The organism is Delftia sp. JD2, assembly GCF_001682645.1.
Lineage (GTDB): Bacteria > Pseudomonadota > Gammaproteobacteria > Burkholderiales > Burkholderiaceae_C > Comamonas > Comamonas acidovorans.
This window is the reverse complement of sequence record NZ_LFJT01000021.1, coordinates 13,279-32,421: the sequence shown is the minus strand read 5'-3', so window position 1 is coordinate 32,421 and position 19,143 is coordinate 13,279. Positions and strand designations below refer to the sequence as shown.

The following is a 19,143-nucleotide window of genomic DNA, read 5'->3' as shown; positions in this document are numbered from 1 at the left end:
CGCGGATGGAACTCCGTCGAGGCTGTCAGGCTTGGTACGCTAAGTGCCCGCAGCCACCCCAAAAATAAAAAAGCCCGCATTCTGCGGGCTTAAGGCCTAGGTTCTTTTTCCGAAGTCAACCGAAACTACACGGCCGCTGATTCTATTTTGCCGTATATCTTTAGGCATAGGACTGGGGAAATTCACAACCTCGGCATCGCGACCCAAAAGATATCCTTTGGGAAGTCCAGTTAATTCTTCCAAGTCACTGCTTGCGAAAGGCAATTCTAAAAGAATTTGATCGCGAGTCTTTATTTTTTCATCGATCAGCATCTCCATACAACGTGCTAGAAATTTAGGCTGCTCTGGTAAAACCAAGTTGTCATGGGGCTCGCCTCCACGCCACCTTCTGTTGTATTGAATCATTGCGCGTTGATACTGAGTATCGGTTAGCGCACCATGACGATGGGAGTGAACTATCATTCCTTTAATAGAAGTTTTCCATCTCGGCTTAAGTGCTTCAAAAGCATCCAAAGTGGGCGCCCAAAGCTCTTTAAAATAGTCATCTCTAGGCATTAGAAATGCAGCTGCAAATCTATGAGCCTGTCTTTCCAAGATTTTAAAGTCCTCAGGTTTACCAAACTGTTTTTTACTCACACCAGGATGCAATATCAAGTGTCCTAACTCGTGAGATGCATCAAACCTAGAGCGAACACCGACACCAATATCTGATCCCAAAAATACATAGGGCCGTTCTCCGGGAAGCCATTCCGAGAAGGCATCCAAACCTTCTGCATGCAAAGGTCCTCTCGTGACGATGCATCCTTTACTTTCCAACAGCATCACGATATTCGGCGCGGGACCACCGGCAATTCCCCAATAATCTCGACATGCAGCAGCTGCTTGATCGATATTTTCTGCCGTTATTTCTCGAAAATCAGTTGGCAAGTCGATTTTTGGAAAATCAATATCTGGAAATTCCAAATATTCTTCTAGATATACAGCAATCTCTCTAAGCCAATCGTATCTAATTTCAGCACGATCTCTTGCAAATTTAGTTGCAGTGGTGTTTGAGCGCCATTTAGTGGCTCGCTCAACCTCCAAGGCAATTACTGGCTGGAAGAAAAAAGCAGGGGGAACTCTAAGGGTTTGCGAAAGCCTGTCGAATAAATCTGGCCGAGGAGTCTGTTTACCGTGCTCCAACTGAGAAATTGTTGAACTGCTAACCTCAACCAGTTCAGCCAACGAGACAGCTGTTAGCCCGCGCGCGCGCCGAGCTTGAGCCAAGCGCGCGCCTATAAAGGTGCGCAGAAGCGAAGTCATACCTTGCCACTTTCACCTGTCGATCCATCTTTGCGATTACGGCGCGGCTTGGGGCTGACATCGAATTTATCGCTATCAGTTGCCTCAGTATTTCGCATATTAGAGGCTTCTAAAATATCAGACAATTTGTAACGCTCAACATAACCAGAACCACTCTGATTGGGCAAAGCCACTTCCATGAAACTCCCCCCACCCTCGCCACCATATAATAATATTCCGTATATAGCATCTGCCAAAACAATTTCTTGTTTATCAATGCCGGCCTCATCATACCCAAACATATCTAATTGATCCAAAAACTCATTTAGCTCTGCAGCTTCTGAACGAAAAATGGCGCGGCGAACATTTTTACCGGGTGTTTCAACATATGAAGCAGTCAAAACAAAACGCCCAGCCTTAACCATGGTGAAAGAAGAGGAACCATTGGCGTTAGGCCGGGCATATGTTTCCAAACCAGCTTCGCGAGCCAGGCGGCGCACCGCAGTCTCAACCAAACCGCGACGAAAATGAGGGATCACATACTTAGCCTCAGGCTCCTCTATGAGCGGATGTCCCAGTGCGACTTGCTCTGCCTCTGCGCACAAGCGCGGGTAGCTGGACAGCAGACCAGCAGCAAACTGGGGCGGAATCGCCTCCACAAGAGCCTCAAACAGCTGGACGTTGGATTGCTTTTGCATCAGATACCCCGATCAACGAACGGTTTCAGTAAGATGCTTGCATTCTATGTTTTTTTTCAGTTTGGTGCGGATTTTTCCTAAATTTTTTCCACCCTTCTGGCATCCAGAGTGACCCCCTCGGGCTAGGCCGCCAAGACCTCATGCCAACCGCGAGCAAAGTTGATCTGGCCGCGCACGGCGGCCGGCATGCTGTCGCATCACTCTGTTTAAAGTGGTGCTACATGGCTGAAGCCTTGCCGTTCTAGAACGCGTCAGCTACTTGATGAGGCCCTGGGAACGCAGCTTGTTGCGCACCTGATCCTCAGTCATGCCGTACTTCTTGGCCGTCGTGGCAATGGCTTCCGGCGACATGGCTCCTTGCACGGCCGATGCCCGGCCGGCTTTCTCACCACGGATGCGCTTCACATCAGCGGCATTGAATTTCACCAGCCCCTCGTCCACGTCCCTAATGTTGGGGTTGTCGGCCATGAACTCCTGGAAGCGCCGCTCCTTGTCCATGTCGCGCTTCACTGTGTCCTTGTCACCCGGGAATCGGCCGGGGCTGGTTTCCCCAAATGCCTTCTGCACCTTCACAGGGTCATAGTCGTACTTGGCCTTGGCGTTATCAGCCCCGGGGGTCTGCATGATCCCCGCGCGCACCGCCCGGATCTGGGTGTCCGAAATGCTGGGGTTTGACTCGCGGGCCATGGCCTCGCGTACATCCCGCAGCTCGCGCTTGTCGTTGAGCCGCTCGCGGCGGTCCTCCATGGCAATGCCGTGCGATGCCGCAGCGCGCGCATCGGCCCCGGCTGCACGCTGGTCGGCATGGTCAGCTCGCCGGTCGGCCTTCAGCTGCAGCTGATTGCGGAACTCGTCCTGGCTGTATTGGTAGAGCGCGCCGGGGTTCTCCAGGGACTGGAGCATAGCCATGGCCTCGCGTTGGTCTTTGGCCCGCAGCGGCGCCAACGGCTTGCCATCGATGCCCGTGCGGCTCATCACGAGGCCGCCATCCTTGTCCGCCTCGATGCCCGTGACCTTCGCGCCGCTGGGCACGAAGCGGTTGTAGAACTCGGCGACGGCGCCATAGTCCCCGCTGCCCAATGCGGCCATAGCGGGGCCGAGCGCCTGTTTGCGCTCGGCCGCGTCCATCTGGATCTTGATGTGGGCAGTCGAGAGGTTGTCTTTGAACGCCTTTTCCGCCTCTGCCATGTAGCCGCCCTGGGCCAGCTTGAACGCACGCTGCTGGTTGGACTGCAGGTAGTCCGTGGCCGTGGGGGCTCGGCGCTTGCCGTCCTCGCCCATCAGCGAGGACTCGAAGGCCTGGCCCAGCTCCTTGTCCAGCGCCGAGATGCCGTCCTCTCTGGCCCACTGCTTTTCCTCGCGGGCCTGGCGCTTTTCAGCATGCTGGCCCTGGCGGAACTGCTGACGCATCTGTAGGCCGCGCTCGGGGTCGGTGCGGCCAATCACGTCGGCCATAGCCAGCATGCGCGTGCTGTCCTGCTGCTCACGGTTCATGGAGCCGGCCGAGCGCTCGCCCAGGAAGTCGGTCACGCCCTGCATGGCGATGGTCTTGGTGTCGCCCGCATCGTTGCGAGCGACATAGGCCTTCTGGGTGTCGTCAAAATCGATCTTGTAGCCGTTGGCGGCCAGGCCTTCCAGTTCCTTGCCCTGGTCGGCGGTGTAGCCCGTGGACTCCACGGCTGTGGCACTGGCAATGCCTTTCAACGCCTCTTTCTGCGCCGCTTGGTCGCGCGCATCGTTCATTTGCTGACCGGCGCGATAGGCATCAGCAATGCCCCGCGTAAATTGCTGGCCCTGTGCCAGGCCCGCAGCGAAACCACTTCCCAAATTCATTGTTCGCACTCCTTCAATTCGCTGTCCAACTCCTGCACCCGGCGCGCCAGCTCGGCGCGGATGGTCTGCAGATTCACTCGGTACTGCCCCAGCTTGTCGGGGTGCAGCTGCTTGAGATAGGCGGCCTTGCCGTCGTCCCACCATGCGCTGCAGTGCAGGCATTCGGGCGCGCTGATGGCGCGGAAGGTGTCGTAGACGGCATTGCGCGGGGCGCCCACCTCCTGCAGGAACTGGAATACCTGGTCATGGCTCCAGTACAGCAGCGGCAGCAAGACCTCGTAGGCATCGCCTGGGCCGCGCGCCGGCACCTGGCCCGTATCGGCCAGTTTGGTGCCGCGAACCACCACCTCGATGCCGTCGGCCAGCATGCGCTGGTGCATGGGCAGCATCAGGTTGGCCACGCAGCAGTCCATACGGCCCACCAGGGGCGTGTTGCTCATTCCGTAGGCCCGGCCGATCCAACCCGACTGCGCAGTGGTCACGTCACTGGGGATGCCATGGGCCGCTTTCCAGGCGAGCACGTCCGTCTGCACGGTACGCAGATCTGGAACCCACGCGCGCACCTGGGCCACAACCGCGCGTGTTTCCGGGATGGTGTCACCCGTGGACAGCCAGTAGACCGGCAGGCCCTGCTCCACCAGCGGACGCAGCAGGTACAGGCATGCCAGCGAGTCCTTGCCCCCACTGAAGTGCAGCGCAGCGCGCCGGCCGGCAATCGCCTGGCCCACGCTGTCGGCAATGTCTGCGGCCCGCATCAGAAGAACATGGCCGCAGCAGACAGGCCCGCGCCCACGATGGCACCCGTTCCGGCGCCGCTGGTGGCCTGGGACTGCTGATAGGCCTGGGACTGCTGCCCCCACATGTTGGCCGCGCTGTTGCCGGCATTGCCTGCCATGCCCGCCGCCTGGCCGTAGCCTGAGTTCAGGCCAGCCAGGCCGGTGTTGGCGATGTTCTGACCCGAGGTGCCGTAGCCGGCAGTGGCAGCCGTCGTCTGCATGCCCATGGCGGGATAGCCGGCCAGGGCATTCGAGGCCCGATCGGTCAGCGCCCGCCCTTCCGCACGCGCAGCGGTTCGGGCCGAGTTCTTTCCGGCGGCAGTGGCCAGTGCCTCGCTGGCAACCAAGGCATTGGACCCGGCGCCATACTTGCCATCGGCAGGGTTGACACCCATGCGGGCCATTTCCGCGCCCTGTGTGCGCTTGGCGCTTTCATAGGCGTTGGAGACATCGGCAGCCGCTTGGCCCGCCAGTTCCTCGCGCTTGCCCTCCGTGTCGAAGGTCCGCGCGTCCTCCACCATGGTGTCCTGCAGGCCCGTCAGCTTGTCGCGGCGCCCGAGCGCATAGTCGCGGTCGGCCTGCGACTGCTCCCAGGCTGTGCGCGAGGTATCCAGCGCGAACTGCGTCTGCTCCTTCTGCAGCGGCGCCATGTCGTTCGCGTTGCCGATGATCTGCTGGATCATGTCGTCCTGGATGCCTAGGTTTTTCACCTGTGCTTCGACAAGACGCGGGTCGGGAGCGGGGGTGCTTGAGCCCTTGCCGCCCTCCAGGGTCATGGCTCCCCCTCCGCGTGGACGAAATGCCCGTGAGGGCAAAAATTCGAAATCAGTTCTGTGCCAACGGGCCATCGGTTTGCTCCTTCAAATTCATTGAACTTGGCAGGCTTGGCACGGAAGCCGTAGGTTTAATCTTACGAACGTTGATGTTTTTGGCTCAGTACCTGATTCATGAATTAGTTTGATACTCAAGTCCGTAGAAATCTACAATTACAAAGCACTTCTTGTTACTTAGTTGCTTGCATACTGCGAATTCCCTTTTTACATGCCTCACCAACTGCAATGTTTTCCACCCGCACCTCTTGCGCAGTAACTCCTAAAGATAATATGAGCGCGGAATTACATCTCCTTCGTGAAATATACCAATCCAGCGAGGATGCAGTAGTCGTAATTGAAAAAGTCGTAGACGCCACTGCACCTAAAAGTGACTGGCGATATATCAGCGTAAACGATAAAGCAACTACCCTACTAGGTACCAATGTATTAGTAGGAAAAACGATCAGAGAATCTTTTCCCCAGGCGGATGAGCTGTGGTACGAAATTTTCGAAGAAACAATCAACAGCAAGAAAACGCGGCGCATTGAGAAAGAGGCCAAATCTATTTCCTTGTTTCTTGAGGTCTGCATAACATGTATTAAGGATCACAACAACAAGTCACTATTGATGTTGGCAATGACAGACATTACGCAACGTCGAACGCTCGCTACCAATCTAAAAAATAGTCAAGAGGTTCGAACATTTCTTTTGTGGCTAACAGATGATTTGCGGGATCTAAGTCAAGATCACGAAATAATGGCCCATGCATGTGAGAGTGTTGGTCTACTGCTGGGTGTAGGTCGTTGTGGCTTCGCAGAGGTATCTGCTTGCGGTAAATTTCTGGAGGTTAAAACCTGCTGGACCGACGGGATTATGGCGAATGCTATAGGACGGCATAGATGCTCAGATTTTGGAGAAGATCTGATCTCTCTTTACAGAAAGGGGCATGACGTTATCATAGAAGACGTTTTCAAAGATGAACGCACTCAAAATTCTCTGTCGGCCTTTAAATCCATAGGCGGGGTTCGTGCATGTCTGACAGCGCCTTTGATTAAACAGGGAGCTTGGGTTGGTTCCTTTTTTGTGCAGCAAACTACGCCCCGCTTATGGTCTGAACGCGAGCAAGTGCTAATAAGGGAGGTCGCGGCGAGAAGTTGGGATGCAGTTGAGCGCGCGCGAGCGGAAAAACAGCTAAGGCTGGCGAATGAACGAAAGGATGTCTTTCTTGCCACACTCGCTCATGAATTGCGCAATCCTCTTGCACCTATAAGCGCAGGGCTTCAGTTACTAAAAAGAGGCGAGCAGACTCCAAAACAAGGCACAGTTTTTGAGATGCTAGAGCGACAAACAAAACACATGACACGCTTAGTGGATGAACTGTTAGATGTCATGCGAATAAGCCGTGGTCTTATAGTTATTAAACCGGAAATTGTAGATATAAAAGATATTTTGCAATCCGCATTTGACATCTGCAGACCGGAGATAGAGAGAAACAGCCACACCCTCTCATTTAGAATAGACGATACTTTACTACCTGTTAACGCTGACGGTGTACGCCTGACACAGGTATTCAGCAATATCATAAATAACGCGTGCAAATTTACTCCTCCCGAGGGGACCATAGCAGTTGATGTCACGACGAATGGAAACGACATCTCTATTCAGATTAGTGACACAGGAATTGGCTTGGAGGAAGCTAACTTTGATAATATCTTTGACCTGTTTAGTCAGGTGGCCGGTCCTGGGGGAAGCACGGGAGGCCTCGGCATAGGCCTAAATCTCGCACGCAGGTTGGTAGAAAAACATAACGGAACAATATCTGCATTTAGCCCAGGCCTTAAAAAAGGAAGCATATTTACAGTAACTTTGCCAATCGCATTGAGCAAGGCAAATCCGAGCAATGTCATCAAAGCAATGCCCGATGATGCATTTAATGGAATTAGCATTCTTGTCGTTGACGACAATCAAGATGCGGCTGCATCCATCTCCATGCTTTTAAGAGACTATAGCGCAACCTCCCAGGTTTGCTACAACGGCCCTGACGCATTGGAAATTCTAAAAAATGAGAAATTTGATGCTGTATTGCTGGACTTAGGCATGCCAGATATGGATGGCTATGAAGTAGCACAAAGAATAAGAGCAATTCCAAAAAATGCCACGATTCAGCTTATAGCTTTAACAGGCTGGGGAGAAAAAAAAGAAAGAGACAGAACGAAAAGTGTAGGTTTCGATGGACACCTTACGAAGCCAGCAGATCCATATTCTATATGGCAGGCTCTCAAAATATCAAGACAACCAATTACTGTCCCAAACGTGGATAATTAGTGTTTTGAAAGATGCACGCAATCCCTTTTCCACATAGACATTATGAGAACATCCTTACCATCTGGCGCTGCACCGTGGAGCCTAGCCTCTTCATGAAAGCCAAGATGTAGGTTAAACCTCCGCGCCAGTGCATTACTCTCATTCACGTAGCCGCTCACGCGCTCCACGCCGCATACCAGAAAGGGATAAGCAAAGCAGACTCGCAGGTAGTCTCGCACCAGCCAGCGTGCGCCTGGCTCGGCAGCGACATGCATCCAGAGGTTGCGGCCGTTGAAGCCTTCGTAGAGCACGCCGGCCACCAGTTGGCCACCACGGCGAAGGCCAATGGCGCGCATGTCCTGGGAGCGAGCCAAGCCCGGCACCAAGCCCTGCATGAAGGGCAGCACCGCGTCGAGGTCATATTCGAGGGAATGGGGCATGCCGAGCACGGTGGCAGGCTTGGCACGCATCAGGTCGGCGGCTTGGGCCACACGATGGTGAGTGGGTCGGGCTGGTCGGTGATATCGCGCAGGGCCTGGCGATATGCCAGCCAGGGTGCGGGCACAGGCTCGCCAGTCTCCTGAGCGCGCAGCGTCACCCAGTCGCAGGCAGCTAGGCGCCTGTCCCGCTCTGCACGCACTTCGGACCAGGCCTGGTCCAGGTCAAGAGTCCATCCCCGGCTGGCCACGTCGAAGCGATGGAGCGCGCTGGGCGCCGCCGGCACGGCCACCAAGCCCCCGTCCCAATAGAAGGCGTTCGGGTCCGGCACGGGATGCGGCACGCGGCGAAAGCTGCTGTTCGCCCCGGGCAGATCCTTGAGGTGGCGGCACGGCGCGCTGCCCGAGCGCAGGATGCGGCCGGCGCCGTCGATCTGGATGAAGTGGATCATCGGCGCCCCCCTGTGGCGATGATGTTGGACAGGAAGACTGTGACGGTCTCGCCGGGGCCGGCCCGCGCCATGAGCCGGTATGAGGTCCAGCCGGACGGCGGGCTGCTGTCGAAACAGCTGTTGTGCGCCGAAGTCCGGTAGCCGTTGGGCATCGACGTGCCGGTGTACTGCAGGCCGATCTCGCCCCGGTAAATGGTGAGGCTCAGGCTGCCGTTGCTGTTCACGGGCATGGCATTGACCAGGGCGATGACCACCACGCCAGAGCCGCCCGCGGCGTTGTTCACCCAGGCCGAACACAGCTCAACCTCTCTATCGCCGTAGATCGTGGTCATCCCGCCTGCGCCGCTGGCCATGGACGTGACCGAGCCCCCCGCGATCTGCAGCGTACCAATGGCCGCATTGCCGATGTAGGCCGTGCCGATGGCCGCCGTGTCCATGAACACGCCGATGTTGTTGGACGTGATGCGCTGCAGCCGGTTGATGAAGTCGCTGGTGTTCATCGTCGTGCCGTCTGGAAACGCCACGGTGTCGCCGATGCGGGCCTTGTCGCGCGTGGCCAGCGGCCCGAGCCCGCTGACCTGGGCGGCCCGCAGGTTCCGCAGCCACTGAGCATCCAGCCCGTTGGCGTCCAGGATGACGTTGCCGGCGTTGTCGCGCACGGTGAGCCCGCGTGTGTCCACCTTGCGCGCGGCCACGGTGCCGTCCACCAGCAGATCGCCGTTGAGCACGGCCGCCGGGATCACCCAGGCCGCACCCATCCAGTGCCGGGTCTGCGTGAAGCCGGCGCCGTTGGTGATGGTCACGGCATCGCCCACGATCAGGTGGTTGGTGTTGGGCGCGCTGCCGCTGTTGCCCAGGGCCTGCCAGACGGCCTGGCGTGCGGTGGCATCGCTCCAGAAGCTGCCGCTGGCCGCCAGCTGCACCGAGCCGCGCAGCCCGTCCACGAGCTTCTTGCCCAGGCCGTCGATGCGCATGTTGCCCTTGAGGTAGACGTTGCGCTGCAGGTAGATGCCGTCGCCATCCACACCGAACACCACGTCTTCGGGCCGCGGCGTGCTCATCTGGCCGGCGTTGTAGCTGGGGGAGACGATGGCGAACTTGTCGGCCATGATGATGAAGGCGCTGGAGGTCTTGCCGTTGACCTCCTCGGCCGCGATGCCGTAGCCGGCCAGGGCCCCGCCCGCCTGCACCTTGAGCGTGTACTGCGCGCGCAGGCCTTCGCTGTAGCCGGCCAGCACCGTCATCTCCTGCTCCAGCATGGCGCGGCCCGGTTTGCCGTCCTGGTAGTAGTTGCCCAGCGACGCCTGCAGCTGCAGCACGTTGGTGGCCATGGCCCGCTGGCCGTCCGCGAACGCCGCCTGCGTGGCGCGCAGGCCTGCGCTGGCGTTGCGCAGGCTGGCAGTGACCTCGCGCACGGCCATGGCCAGGCTGCGCTCGTTGCTCTGCACCACGGTCTGCAGCTCGCGCACCTCGGCGCCGCGCTTGGCGGCCTCGTCGGCGATGGAGCGCAGCAGCTCGTCGCGGATCTCCTGCGCCAGGTGGTCGAAGCGGCTGGGATCGTCCAGGGTCTTGGCCAGGCTCTTGAACAGGCGTGATTCGATGATGGATTGGGCGAAGCGCTCCACGGCCACGGTGGCCGACAGCCCGCCGCCCAGGTCGATGACGATCTCGCCCTCGCCGGGGGTCTTGTCGGTGGCCAGCAGCTGGGTGACGCCCTGCACCGAGCCCTGCAGGGCCACCAGCTCGCGCAGGGTCACGCCGCGCTCGAACTCGTTGCCCCGGGCGCCGGAGCGCACTTCCAGGTGCTCGGTCACGGCCTGCATCCAGTTGGACAGGGCCTTGTCCTGGACATTGACCCTGGCCAGGGCCGGCAGGCGGGCCGCGCCCGTGTCGATTTTCTTGCGGTTGGTCATACGCTGCGCAGCTCCTCCGTGGTCGAGCACAGCACCACGCTGGTGACGCGGGCCGCGCCCTCGATCTCCACCTGGTGCTCCAGCCAGCGCCCGGGCGGCAGGCGCTGCGGCTGCAGGTCGGTGAACTGGGCCGTGTGCTGCAGCTGGCCGTCACCCCACAGGCGCAGGGTGATCGGGTGCTGGGCGTCCTGCAGGCCGTAGACCTTGGCCCAGGCCAGCGGCAGCTGCTGGCCCTGGGTGGCCAGGCCTGTGCGCCAGCGCGCCGTGCGCAGGGCATCGCCCGTGAAGCATTCCAGGATGTCCTGGCCGCGCGCCACGTACATGAGGTCGTTAAAGCGGTCCACCCAAACCGCCGTCACTGTCGCGCCGCCCAGGTCGGTATGGCCGAGCTTGGCCCCGTCCTGCGCGCTGAACGCCAGGCAGCCGCTGCCCGCGCCGGCGTAGAACAGGTAGTAGACGCCCTCGTGCTCGGCCGCGAACATGCTGGCCGGCTGCATGCGTTGCCAGTCCTGGCGCGCGATCAGCTGCCGCGTGACGACCTGCACGCCGCCCGGGCTGGCCAGGCACAGGCCATCTGGCGAGGCATAGAGCACGCCGCCCTGCACGGGCACGATGGAGCGGCGGGCGCTGCAGGACTGGTTGCTGTCGAGCTTGATGGCCGACATCTGCGCCGAGTGCGCGCCCGTCACGAAGTACGGATTGCCGGCCGTGCCCACGAACAGGGTCTGGTCGAACACGGCCATGCCCACGATGGGCCATTCGGTCGTGACCTGGTAGTCCACGGGCCAGGCGTAGGGCACGTAGGGCTCGCAGAACGCCACGGTGTTGTCGATAAAGCCGGCCATGATGCCGTTGGGCATGCCCGTGAGCCCGCGCAGGTAGGGGTTGGCGCCCACGCTGGGCTTGTTGTCGCCCTCGTACTGGCTGTCCATGCGGTACGGCGGCGCGGCCCAGGTGAACTGCGGCTGCAGGCTGTCCAGCTCCTCGCCCTTCTTGTCATCGAGGAAGCTGGCCACGGAGATCTGCAGCTCCTGCACCAGCTGCCAGGCCGCCGCTGCGGCCGAGGCGTTGCTGCGGTAGATGCGCCACTTCACGACGTGGCGCGCGGCATGCTGCTCGCCCGTCATGGCCTGGGGCCGTTGGATGGTCACGGTGTCGTTCTGGTCCACCTCCAGCATGTCGGAGATGGGCGACGGCTCGGACTCCTCGCCCCAGTCGGTCACAAAGGCCACGACGTAAAAGCGCGAGTCCACCACGCGCTCCACGGTCTTGCCCACCAGGTCGGCCACGCCGCCCAGCTGGTCCAGCCAGGTGCCGATCACGGCCGTATCACCCGTGGCCGCGATGTACTGGCTGGCCAGCTGGGTCTGGATGCTGGACACCAACGTGCTGCAGCGCTGCTGGATCTCGACCATGCGGGCATTCAGGCTGGCCGCCTGCGAGGTGGCAGCGGTCTTGCCTTCCGTGTAGGTGTCCAGGGCCTTGTAGTAGGCCTCCAGGTCGCGCCTGTACTGCACCCAGTCGGCATGCTCGATGGCGTTGTTGTCGGAGTCGAAGTAGTACTGCGCGGCCTTGGGCTCGCTGGGCTTCACGGGCGCCGCGCCCGGCGTGGCCCAGGCCTTGGCCAGGCCCAGGTCGGCGAACTCCTTCACCAGCTTGTCCAGCTCGCTGCGCCAGTTGGCGCACTTTGTGCCCGGGGCCACGGCCTCCTCCACCAGGTCGGCCAGCTTGGCGGCCTGGTCGGCCGTGAGCACAGTTTCACCGGAGCGCTCGCCGGCCGTGTCCGGAAACTCATGCTGCTGCAGCGCCTCCACCAGAGCGGGCCGGCGGAACGGGTAACTGAAGGGCATGGCGGCCAAAGGGATGGCCCAGCCGCTGGCTGTCTTGACGGCACCCAGGCGTGTAGTGTCCATCTCGCACGCAGCCGCACGGGCCGCCGTGACCACGGCATAGAGGTTGCCAGCCGACGCCCCCGCGCCCACGGCGGTAGACAGGGACAGGCCGTAGTTGGACGTGGCGCCGGCATAGGCCTTGCCATTGGCATCCCAGCGGATCGCCTCCTGGTGGCCCTCGTGCTGGATCACCGTGGCCAGCAGGTCCGCGCGCACCAGTTCGGCGAAGTCGCCATACAGCCAGGTCTTGGCCTCCTCGGTGGTGAACTCGTCCACCACCTGCAGCGTGACCGTGGGCTTGACCGGGCGCACCACGCCCAGCAGCCGGTCATTGCCGCGCACGTCCAGCGCACGCGGCGCTGCGCTGCCATCGTTGGTGGTCTGGTAGGTGCGCTCGGTGGCCTCGTCGTTGATCTGGCCCTTGACCAGGGACAGCTCCTGCACCCAGGAGCGGATGGGCGCGGCCGGGTTCTGCTGCACGGCGCCGCTGGCATCGCGCGCGAAGCGGTGCAGCGTGCGGGTGCCGGCCAGGCATGCCGAGTGGCGCCGGTCGGTGGCCAGCGGCCAGAACTCGGAGCTGGGCAGGAAGAGATTGAAGTGCTCCCGGGCGAAGTTCGCGCCCAGCGCGCGGTCGGACACGCTGGGCGCCTCGCCCGGGAATGCGGACAGCTTGTAGGTGGTCATGGCCCGCTACAGTGTCAGGCTTGGCACCAGTGCGGACAGGCCGCTACAGCACGATGGCCGCCGCCGCGATGAACAGCTCATCGAGCTGCTGCTGGCTCAGGCCCAGCGCCACGGCGACACGCGCGAGGAACGGGCTGCTGCGCTCCCAGGTCACGGTGTCGTTCAAAGCGACCTCGGCCAGCAGCTGCTCGTTGGGATCTTCGATGCCGGCCATGAAGGCCTGCACCTGCGGCCACAGACCCGCCTGGATCAGCGCCGCCTTGCCCTGGGCTCGGGTGATGGCCTGGGGCACGGGTACTGGCAGCGGGTCCGCAGGCGCAGGCACGTTGCCTGCCGCGCACCAGGCCAGGTAGGCCAGGTAGTCCGGGTTCCTGTTGGGGAACTCGGGTGTATCAGTGAGCGCAATGGTGGAAATAGTGCCATCCACATTGCTGCGAAGCACCAGTTTGTCATGGGACAGTCGATAGATTGAGTTTTTCATGTCAATTGTCCTCCAGAAACCAAGCTACCAGGATTTACTCCAGGAATTGCACTGGCACCCGCACCACCCGTGCTAATTGTGGAATTACCGATTGCGTAATATTTACCGCCTGAGCCTGCGAGTGACCCTGTCACAGTCGTATTAGCCCATGCCACAGCTGAATTAGTGAGAACGTTGATAAAATAGTTCTGACAAGCAGCATTCACAAAATTCGTTCTCTGACTTGCTACATATATTCTTCCATAGTAGGTGGCATACAAGCCATAGCCAAAAGTGCCATTGATTGTGATATTCCCCAGAATGATATTTCCGCCATTTGCAGAATAAAGCAGTACATAGGGAACCACTCCGTTACCGCCAAACGTCACATCAAACAGATCAAGCAAGCAATTGTGATCAGCGACCACAAGGTAGGTATTGCTGCTTCCTTGCGCAGCCACAAGGGACAAATTCTTGATCGTGACACGGCATGCGACCAACGAAAATGCGGATACACCAGCCACCGCCTCCACGTTCGTAACTCCCGCACCTGCCCCTTCAAAGGTCATGTTCCCGCTGAATCCCGAGTAGGCTCCAATGGATACCCCGGCAAAATTTCCCGGACCAATCTTAATAATTGTCCAAACTGTAGATCGATCAATTAGGCTCGCATAATTTACAGCCCGAGTAATGGTTCTGAATGCCCCTGCAGCCGAATCCTCCAGCCCTGTATTATTGTCATTTCCATCAGCGCGAACATAGAACGTCATGCCGACAGGGGAGTATTGCCGAACGGATAGATTCTGCCTTGCAGCTACAGCGCTTGCAGCCCCTGTCCCTCCTGCGGATATTGGCTGCACAGAAAATGCGCTCTGGATTCTCCACGGCCCAAACCCAAGAACACCCATTTTTCGGCGCTCCATAATCGGGCTTTCTTCTGTCAGTAGTCGGGTAATCTGATACTGGTAGTTAGGCGATGTGTGCGCCCTCGTTTCCACGTAGCACCACATATCCGGACCCCACGGGCTGTTCTTGAAATTGAACCCGTCATAGATCCTGTTCTCATCAGGCAACAAATTCAAATCTGTGCCTGCGGCCAACAAGATGGGTTTGCTGGTCAACACATCCGTGATCCCGTAGCCGGCCCCCGTGGTGGGTCTGCCGGTGAGATTGCTGAACTGCCTTGCAGCATCCAGGGCCACCTGCAGACCGGCAACAGTTTCTATCGCCTGCGTCCCTGTGTGCGTACTGCGGTCGCGCAGCTGTGCATCCGTGGCGTTCTTGGTGGCACCCGTCGCCACACCGCCGAGCTTTGCCGCAGCCTCGTCGGTGAAATCGTTGGCGCTCAGGCCCTTGCCTGGCACCTTGTCCACCTTGCCCTGCAGATCCGCCGCCGTGGCCATGGGTTGGGCAAACGTGGGGTTCGGGTACTGACCGGCTAGCACGCCGCCGGCCGCGCCGGTCGGTGCACGCGGATTCGACATGCGCTCATCCGTGGTCTGCACCACCTCGCGCATACCCCCGGCCGTCATGCGCATTTCCAGCAGGTCGCCCGAGTTGTAGGCACGGGGCGCCGTGCCTTCCTGGCCGCGCAACACCGTCAGGCGGCATTCGCCAATCACCGAGTTGTCCACGGCCGTGACGCGCAGGATCTCGTAATCGGTTTCCAGGGAGCCGTTGCGCTTGTAGGCTGTCAGCACGTACCAGCCGCCGGCGGGAGGATTCAGCAGCGTGCCGGCCGCGCCATCGGACACGCGCAACACGCCGTAGTCCAGCTCGCTGCCCGGGGCGCCCGTCTGCGGCGCCGCGCGCACGTCGGCGATGAACTGGGTTTGGAAGTTGTTCAGGAACAGCTGTGGCATTTCTATTTTTCCTTGATGGGCACGATCAGCTCCACCTCTTTCGTGCGGCCGTCGTTGGTCGTTGCGGCCACGCTGATCTGGTACTTCTGGCCGCTCAGGCCGCCCGCGTAGATCCAGACCTTCACGCGCTGGCCCACGAAGGCAAAGGACGGCGGCATGGGCATGGCCGGCTGCACCTTGAGCTGCACGGAAACAATCTCGTCGCCTGGGGGAAACCAGTCGGCGAACTCGATGTCGTAGTCCTGCGTGTCTGCAGGCTGCATGGGGGAAGTGCGGAACATGCTTTGCCCCTGGTCTGTGACGTAGAAGGTGGTCATTCCTGCGGGCACGAGGAAGGTGCGGGATTCGGGCGCCTGCTCATCGAAGGGCAAGCGCTTGTGCACGGCGGGATCAATCTCGATGAAGGCCACGCCCTGGGCCTGCAGCGGCGCGCGCACCAGGCGCTGCCCACGGGCCGTGATCGCAGCCTTGGCGTGGACCAGCGCGGCCAGGCGCGCCTCGACCCGCCCCTTCGTGACGACAAAGGCCTGGCCCTTGCCGTCCACAGGCGAACGCAGCCAGCGGCGCACGTAGATGCGGCCATCGGCAGAGCCACGCGCCGTGGGCGTGGATTGCACAGGGCCACGGCGCAGCAAACGCGCCTGGGGCTTGAAGTTGGCACGCGCGGTCGCGTCCACGCCAACGCGGGCCTGCACATGGGCCGTGACCGTGGCGCTGGCCCGGGCCTGGACTGCCACACGCCCGCGCACGGGCGGCAGCGTGACCTGGACGATGGCGCGGCCCGTGGCTGCCAGCAGGCTGCGCACATGGACCCGGCCCAGCACGCCATCGACAGCTGCACGCGCCAGGGAATCGGCCGAGAGCTTGGCGTGCACGCGGCCCAGCGGGCCGGTGAGCGCAGCAGCTGGTGCCGAGTGGACCACGGCATAGGCGAGCACTCTCCCGCCAGCACGCACACGGGCATAGCCCTTGGCGTCCACGCGGATGCGCACTACGGGATCGGAGGCCCGCCCGTTCAGCGCGAAGCCATTGAGTGCTCCCCTGTTCATGGCTTACAGCAGCTGCAGCGTGAAGTCGCCCGTCAGTGCCTGACTGTCTACCAGGAACACGTCATTGATCTGCAGCGTGCGCGGCGTGGGCAGCGGCTCGGAATACATGAGCGTGGCCGTGCCATCGGTGGCCGAGTCACCTTCCATGATTCCGATGTGCGTGACCGTGACCTGGGCGCCCGTGACGGGCGGAAACTCCGCACGCACGGCGTTGTAGGTGGCGCCGTTGTTGGGCGCGGCAAAGGCGCCCGTGGCCACGCGCTGGTACCACGGTGCTGCCACCTCGGTGCCGGCGGTGAAGGCGTCGGTAGGGTCGGCCGTGAACAGGGCGAAGAAGGTGTTGCGGATGGCCGGGAAGGCCTGCTTGCGCAGCGTGGCGCTGATGATCGCGTTGGCGAGGGAGGTCGAGAAACCAGCCATATCGGCTCCTATGGTTCCGAGCACTCCAGCGCCCCAGTGGAAATTGCCCGCAGTATAGGCAGGCTTGGTCACCACCGGGGATTTCTTGTGCTTACTTCTGCGCCACGGCCGTCGTTGCTGCTGCCTGGGCCTGAATGCCCAGCGCCTCGTTGTAGAGCGCACGGTGCGCCGCCGCGATGGTGGCGTTGCCGCCGAACTCGGCGTCGATGGACCAGGCACGGAACAGCACGAAGTGCCGCAGCGCGTCCATCCAGCGCTCGGGCACGCTGGGCGTCCCGTTCTCGTCGGCCAGGTCCACGGCCGCGACACCCACCATGGCGCGCACCTTGGTGCCGGCGGCCACGGGCGGATAGACCAGGAATTCCTGCGGCGTGCCCAGATCGTGCATGTAGTGCTGAACCTCGCGGCCCGGCGAGCCTGAGCGCCAAGCACCGGCCACAGCGTCCAGCACCCACAGGTCGGTCTTGGTGATGCGCCGCTGCGTGGCGTTGGCGTTGTTCGTGATGTCGATCAGCGTGAGCACGTCGGCCGGCAGCTCCTGCCGCCAGCCGGCGGCCAGCACCAGGTCGCGCGGCTGGGCCATCTGGTCGGGCCGCTGCTCGGCAAAGGCGCGCTGCGCGGCGTTGAACCAGTCCAGCAGATCCGCACGGGTCCAGCGAATGTGCCCCTTGTCCTGCAGGTCGCGCGCTGCATCGTCCAGCAGCTGGGCCACGGTCAAAGCCATGATGCCCTCCCCCGCGAGCCGCGGCTGGTGTTGGAGCGCCACACGTCGGCTGTGGCGTCATCCATGGCGCGCTGGAAGAACGCCAGGGCCACGCCGGCCTGGTCGGGCTTGTAGTAGTCCGTGCCCTCGGTGGCCAGCAGCTCGGCCTTGGCGCCTTCGCGGATCGCCTCGTGGTAAAGCGAGGCCACCTCGTCGGGCACGCTGTTGCCGCGCAGGGACGGCATCAGCGAGGCGTAGACCTGCAGCCGGCCGACACTGCCCGTGCGCACAGTGAATTCACGCAGGTTCGTCGTGACCAGGTAGAGCTTGCCGCGCAGCTCATGCTGCCAGGGATCGGCCGGCAGGTCGCGCGCCTTGGCCACCTCCAGCGGGCGCCCGGCCAGCGTGGCGCGCTCCAGGCGCAGCAGCTCGGCGCCCTGGGGCAGCTCGAAGGTGTATTCGGCGAAGGCCTCGCCAGTCACGTCCGTGGGCTCCAGCCATTCCTGCCAGGCGCGCGTTGCCTTGAGAAAGGTGCGCGCGGCGCGGTTCAACGCCAGGTGAATGAGCGGGACCGGCGCCTTGGGGGCAGCCAGTACCAGCTCAGGCATCCAGTTCTCCCAGCTGGCCATGGTGCGATCAGCCGGTCACGTTGGAAGCGCGCGAGGCCTTGCGCACACGGCCGGTGGGAGTGGAGTCGGACTCCTGGGGCATACCTGTGCCGCCGTCCAGATCGTCCTCATCATCCGGGCCCACGCCGGGCGAGAAGGTGCCGCGCGAGGACGGGGCCTTGCCGTCCAGGGCCGCGCGGCGGGCTTCGCGCTCGGCGGCCAGGCGCTGGAATTTCTGCTCGGCGTCGAACTCCTCCTCGGTCTGGAAGTTGCCAGCGCGCAGGTGTTCGGCATGAGCCTCGTTCTCGACCTCGCAGGCCAGCGGCTTGCCCTCGAAAACATAGGTGGCGCCCTTGATGCGCACGATCAGGGTTCCGTCCTTGCGTGCGGGCAGCGAAGTGAACAGCTTCATGTTTTGGTTCTCCGGGGTTCAAAAAGCCCCGGCAGCCGATGCCACCGGGGGAAAGCCCCTTGCGGGGCACGCACACGCTGTCAGGCGTTCGTGTAGACCAGATCCAGGGCGAAGAGGCCTGCGGCCGTGCCCGCGCCTGTGACCTTGAGGACGATGCGGCGGTCTTCGTCCTTGGGCACCAGCTTGGCAAAGGCTGCGGGCACCAGGTGCACATAGCCGCCGGCCGCGCCCGCGTCGTTGTCCGTCACCCAGGCACCACCGCCGTCGTCGGCCGCAGCGCTGATGTCGCCAGCCGCATCCGCCAGGCCAATGGAAGCCTTGAAGCCCGCGCCCAGGGCGGCCGGCACACGGATGTACAGCGACACGGGCAGCGTGCCAGCGGGCAGGATGCCGATGACGCCACGGGCGCCGACTGCGTGGTCTGCCACTGCCAGGGGCTGGCCGAAGCGCGAGCGCACCAGCTCGGAGCCGCCGGGGGTGATGGGGGCCTGATGGCCTGCGGCCACGGCACTGAGTTGCTTGAAAGCCATGAATGACTCCTTTCGTT

The 19,143-nt window shown here is 61.5% G+C and carries 18 protein-coding genes; 1 reads left to right on the top strand and 17 read right to left on the bottom strand.

Features of this window, described 5'->3' with window-relative positions; all coding sequences use genetic code 11:
* Window positions 1-96: 96 nt before the first annotated feature.
* From ACM14_RS30650 to ACM14_RS13595, 5 genes are all read right to left on the bottom strand, one after another.
* Complete coding sequence (locus ACM14_RS30650; protein ID WP_084027365.1) at window positions 97-1,302, bottom strand: ImmA/IrrE family metallo-endopeptidase; 1,206 nt, start codon at window positions 1,300-1,302, stop codon at window positions 97-99.
* The gene (locus tag ACM14_RS31550; RefSeq protein WP_139093424.1) at window positions 1,299-1,979 is read right to left on the bottom strand and encodes a hypothetical protein; all 681 of its coding nucleotides are present in this window, start codon (window positions 1,977-1,979) and stop codon (window positions 1,299-1,301) included. Before ACM14_RS31550 ends, ACM14_RS30650 begins: the two co-directional genes overlap by 4 nt.
* Before the next feature lie 255 nt (window positions 1,980-2,234).
* Complete coding sequence (locus tag ACM14_RS13605; RefSeq protein WP_065346426.1) at window positions 2,235-3,812, bottom strand: hypothetical protein; 1,578 nt, start codon at window positions 3,810-3,812, stop codon at window positions 2,235-2,237.
* Window positions 3,809-4,567 (bottom strand): phosphoadenosine phosphosulfate reductase, encoded by a 759-nt coding sequence (locus tag ACM14_RS13600; RefSeq protein ID WP_065346425.1) that lies wholly within the window; start codon window positions 4,565-4,567, stop codon window positions 3,809-3,811. The genes ACM14_RS13605 and ACM14_RS13600 overlap by 4 nt, the downstream gene beginning before the upstream one ends.
* Window positions 4,567-5,364, bottom strand: coding sequence for a hypothetical protein (locus ACM14_RS13595; protein ID WP_254662050.1), 798 nt, complete (start codon window positions 5,362-5,364; stop codon window positions 4,567-4,569). The genes ACM14_RS13600 and ACM14_RS13595 overlap by 1 nt, the downstream gene beginning before the upstream one ends.
* A gap of 282 nt (window positions 5,365-5,646) precedes the next feature.
* Between ACM14_RS13595 and ACM14_RS30645 the strand changes: the two genes are divergently transcribed.
* Window positions 5,647-7,725 carry an ATP-binding protein gene (locus tag ACM14_RS30645; RefSeq protein WP_084027364.1) on the top strand — a complete coding sequence of 693 codons (2,079 nt, stop codon included), beginning with the start codon at window positions 5,647-5,649 and terminating at the stop codon, window positions 7,723-7,725.
* On the opposite strand, the gene ACM14_RS13590 is transcribed toward ACM14_RS30645, so the two are convergent.
* The 12 genes from ACM14_RS13590 to ACM14_RS13535 all read right to left on the bottom strand — a co-directional run bounded on the left by ACM14_RS13590 (window position 7,722) and on the right by ACM14_RS13535 (window position 19,126).
* Entirely contained in the window at window positions 7,722-8,174 is a 453-nt protein-coding gene (locus ACM14_RS13590; protein WP_065346455.1) for a hypothetical protein, read from the bottom strand. The genes ACM14_RS30645 and ACM14_RS13590 overlap by 4 nt on opposite strands.
* On the bottom strand, window positions 8,174-8,593 hold the full coding sequence (locus ACM14_RS13585) for a tail fiber assembly protein (RefSeq protein ID WP_065346423.1): 420 nt from the start codon (window positions 8,591-8,593) through the stop codon (window positions 8,174-8,176). Before ACM14_RS13585 ends, ACM14_RS13590 begins: the two co-directional genes overlap by 1 nt.
* A complete protein-coding gene (locus tag ACM14_RS13580) occupies window positions 8,590-10,506 on the bottom strand; it encodes a DUF1983 domain-containing protein (RefSeq protein ID WP_065346422.1) in 1,917 nt (638 codons plus the stop codon). The genes ACM14_RS13585 and ACM14_RS13580 overlap by 4 nt, the downstream gene beginning before the upstream one ends.
* Window positions 10,503-13,082 carry a hypothetical protein gene (locus ACM14_RS13575; protein ID WP_065346421.1) on the bottom strand — a complete coding sequence of 860 codons (2,580 nt, stop codon included), beginning with the start codon at window positions 13,080-13,082 and terminating at the stop codon, window positions 10,503-10,505. The genes ACM14_RS13580 and ACM14_RS13575 overlap by 4 nt, the downstream gene beginning before the upstream one ends.
* A 43-nt stretch (window positions 13,083-13,125) precedes the next feature.
* Window positions 13,126-13,563 (bottom strand): hypothetical protein, encoded by a 438-nt coding sequence (locus ACM14_RS13570; RefSeq protein WP_065346420.1) that lies wholly within the window; start codon window positions 13,561-13,563, stop codon window positions 13,126-13,128.
* Complete coding sequence (locus tag ACM14_RS13565; RefSeq protein WP_065346419.1) at window positions 13,560-15,404, bottom strand: hypothetical protein; 1,845 nt, start codon at window positions 15,402-15,404, stop codon at window positions 13,560-13,562. The genes ACM14_RS13570 and ACM14_RS13565 overlap by 4 nt, the downstream gene beginning before the upstream one ends.
* Before the next feature lie 2 nt (window positions 15,405-15,406).
* On the bottom strand, window positions 15,407-16,453 hold the full coding sequence (locus ACM14_RS13560) for a hypothetical protein (protein WP_065346418.1): 1,047 nt from the start codon (window positions 16,451-16,453) through the stop codon (window positions 15,407-15,409).
* Window positions 16,454-16,456: 3 nt separating this feature from the next.
* Complete coding sequence (locus tag ACM14_RS13555) at window positions 16,457-16,873, bottom strand: hypothetical protein (RefSeq protein WP_013803287.1); 417 nt, start codon at window positions 16,871-16,873, stop codon at window positions 16,457-16,459.
* Between the two features lie 91 nt (window positions 16,874-16,964).
* Window positions 16,965-17,597 (bottom strand): DUF6682 family protein, encoded by a 633-nt coding sequence (locus tag ACM14_RS13550; protein WP_065346417.1) that lies wholly within the window; start codon window positions 17,595-17,597, stop codon window positions 16,965-16,967.
* Window positions 17,588-18,184: a hypothetical protein gene (locus ACM14_RS13545; protein WP_175403270.1), complete on the bottom strand. Its 597-nt coding sequence runs from the start codon at window positions 18,182-18,184 to the stop codon at window positions 17,588-17,590. Before ACM14_RS13545 ends, ACM14_RS13550 begins: the two co-directional genes overlap by 10 nt.
* A 28-nt stretch (window positions 18,185-18,212) precedes the next feature.
* A complete protein-coding gene (locus ACM14_RS13540) occupies window positions 18,213-18,596 on the bottom strand; it encodes a hypothetical protein (protein WP_065346415.1) in 384 nt (127 codons plus the stop codon).
* Between the two features lie 80 nt (window positions 18,597-18,676).
* The gene (locus tag ACM14_RS13535) at window positions 18,677-19,126 is read right to left on the bottom strand and encodes a hypothetical protein (RefSeq protein ID WP_016452817.1); all 450 of its coding nucleotides are present in this window, start codon (window positions 19,124-19,126) and stop codon (window positions 18,677-18,679) included.
* Window positions 19,127-19,143: the final 17 nt, after the last annotated feature.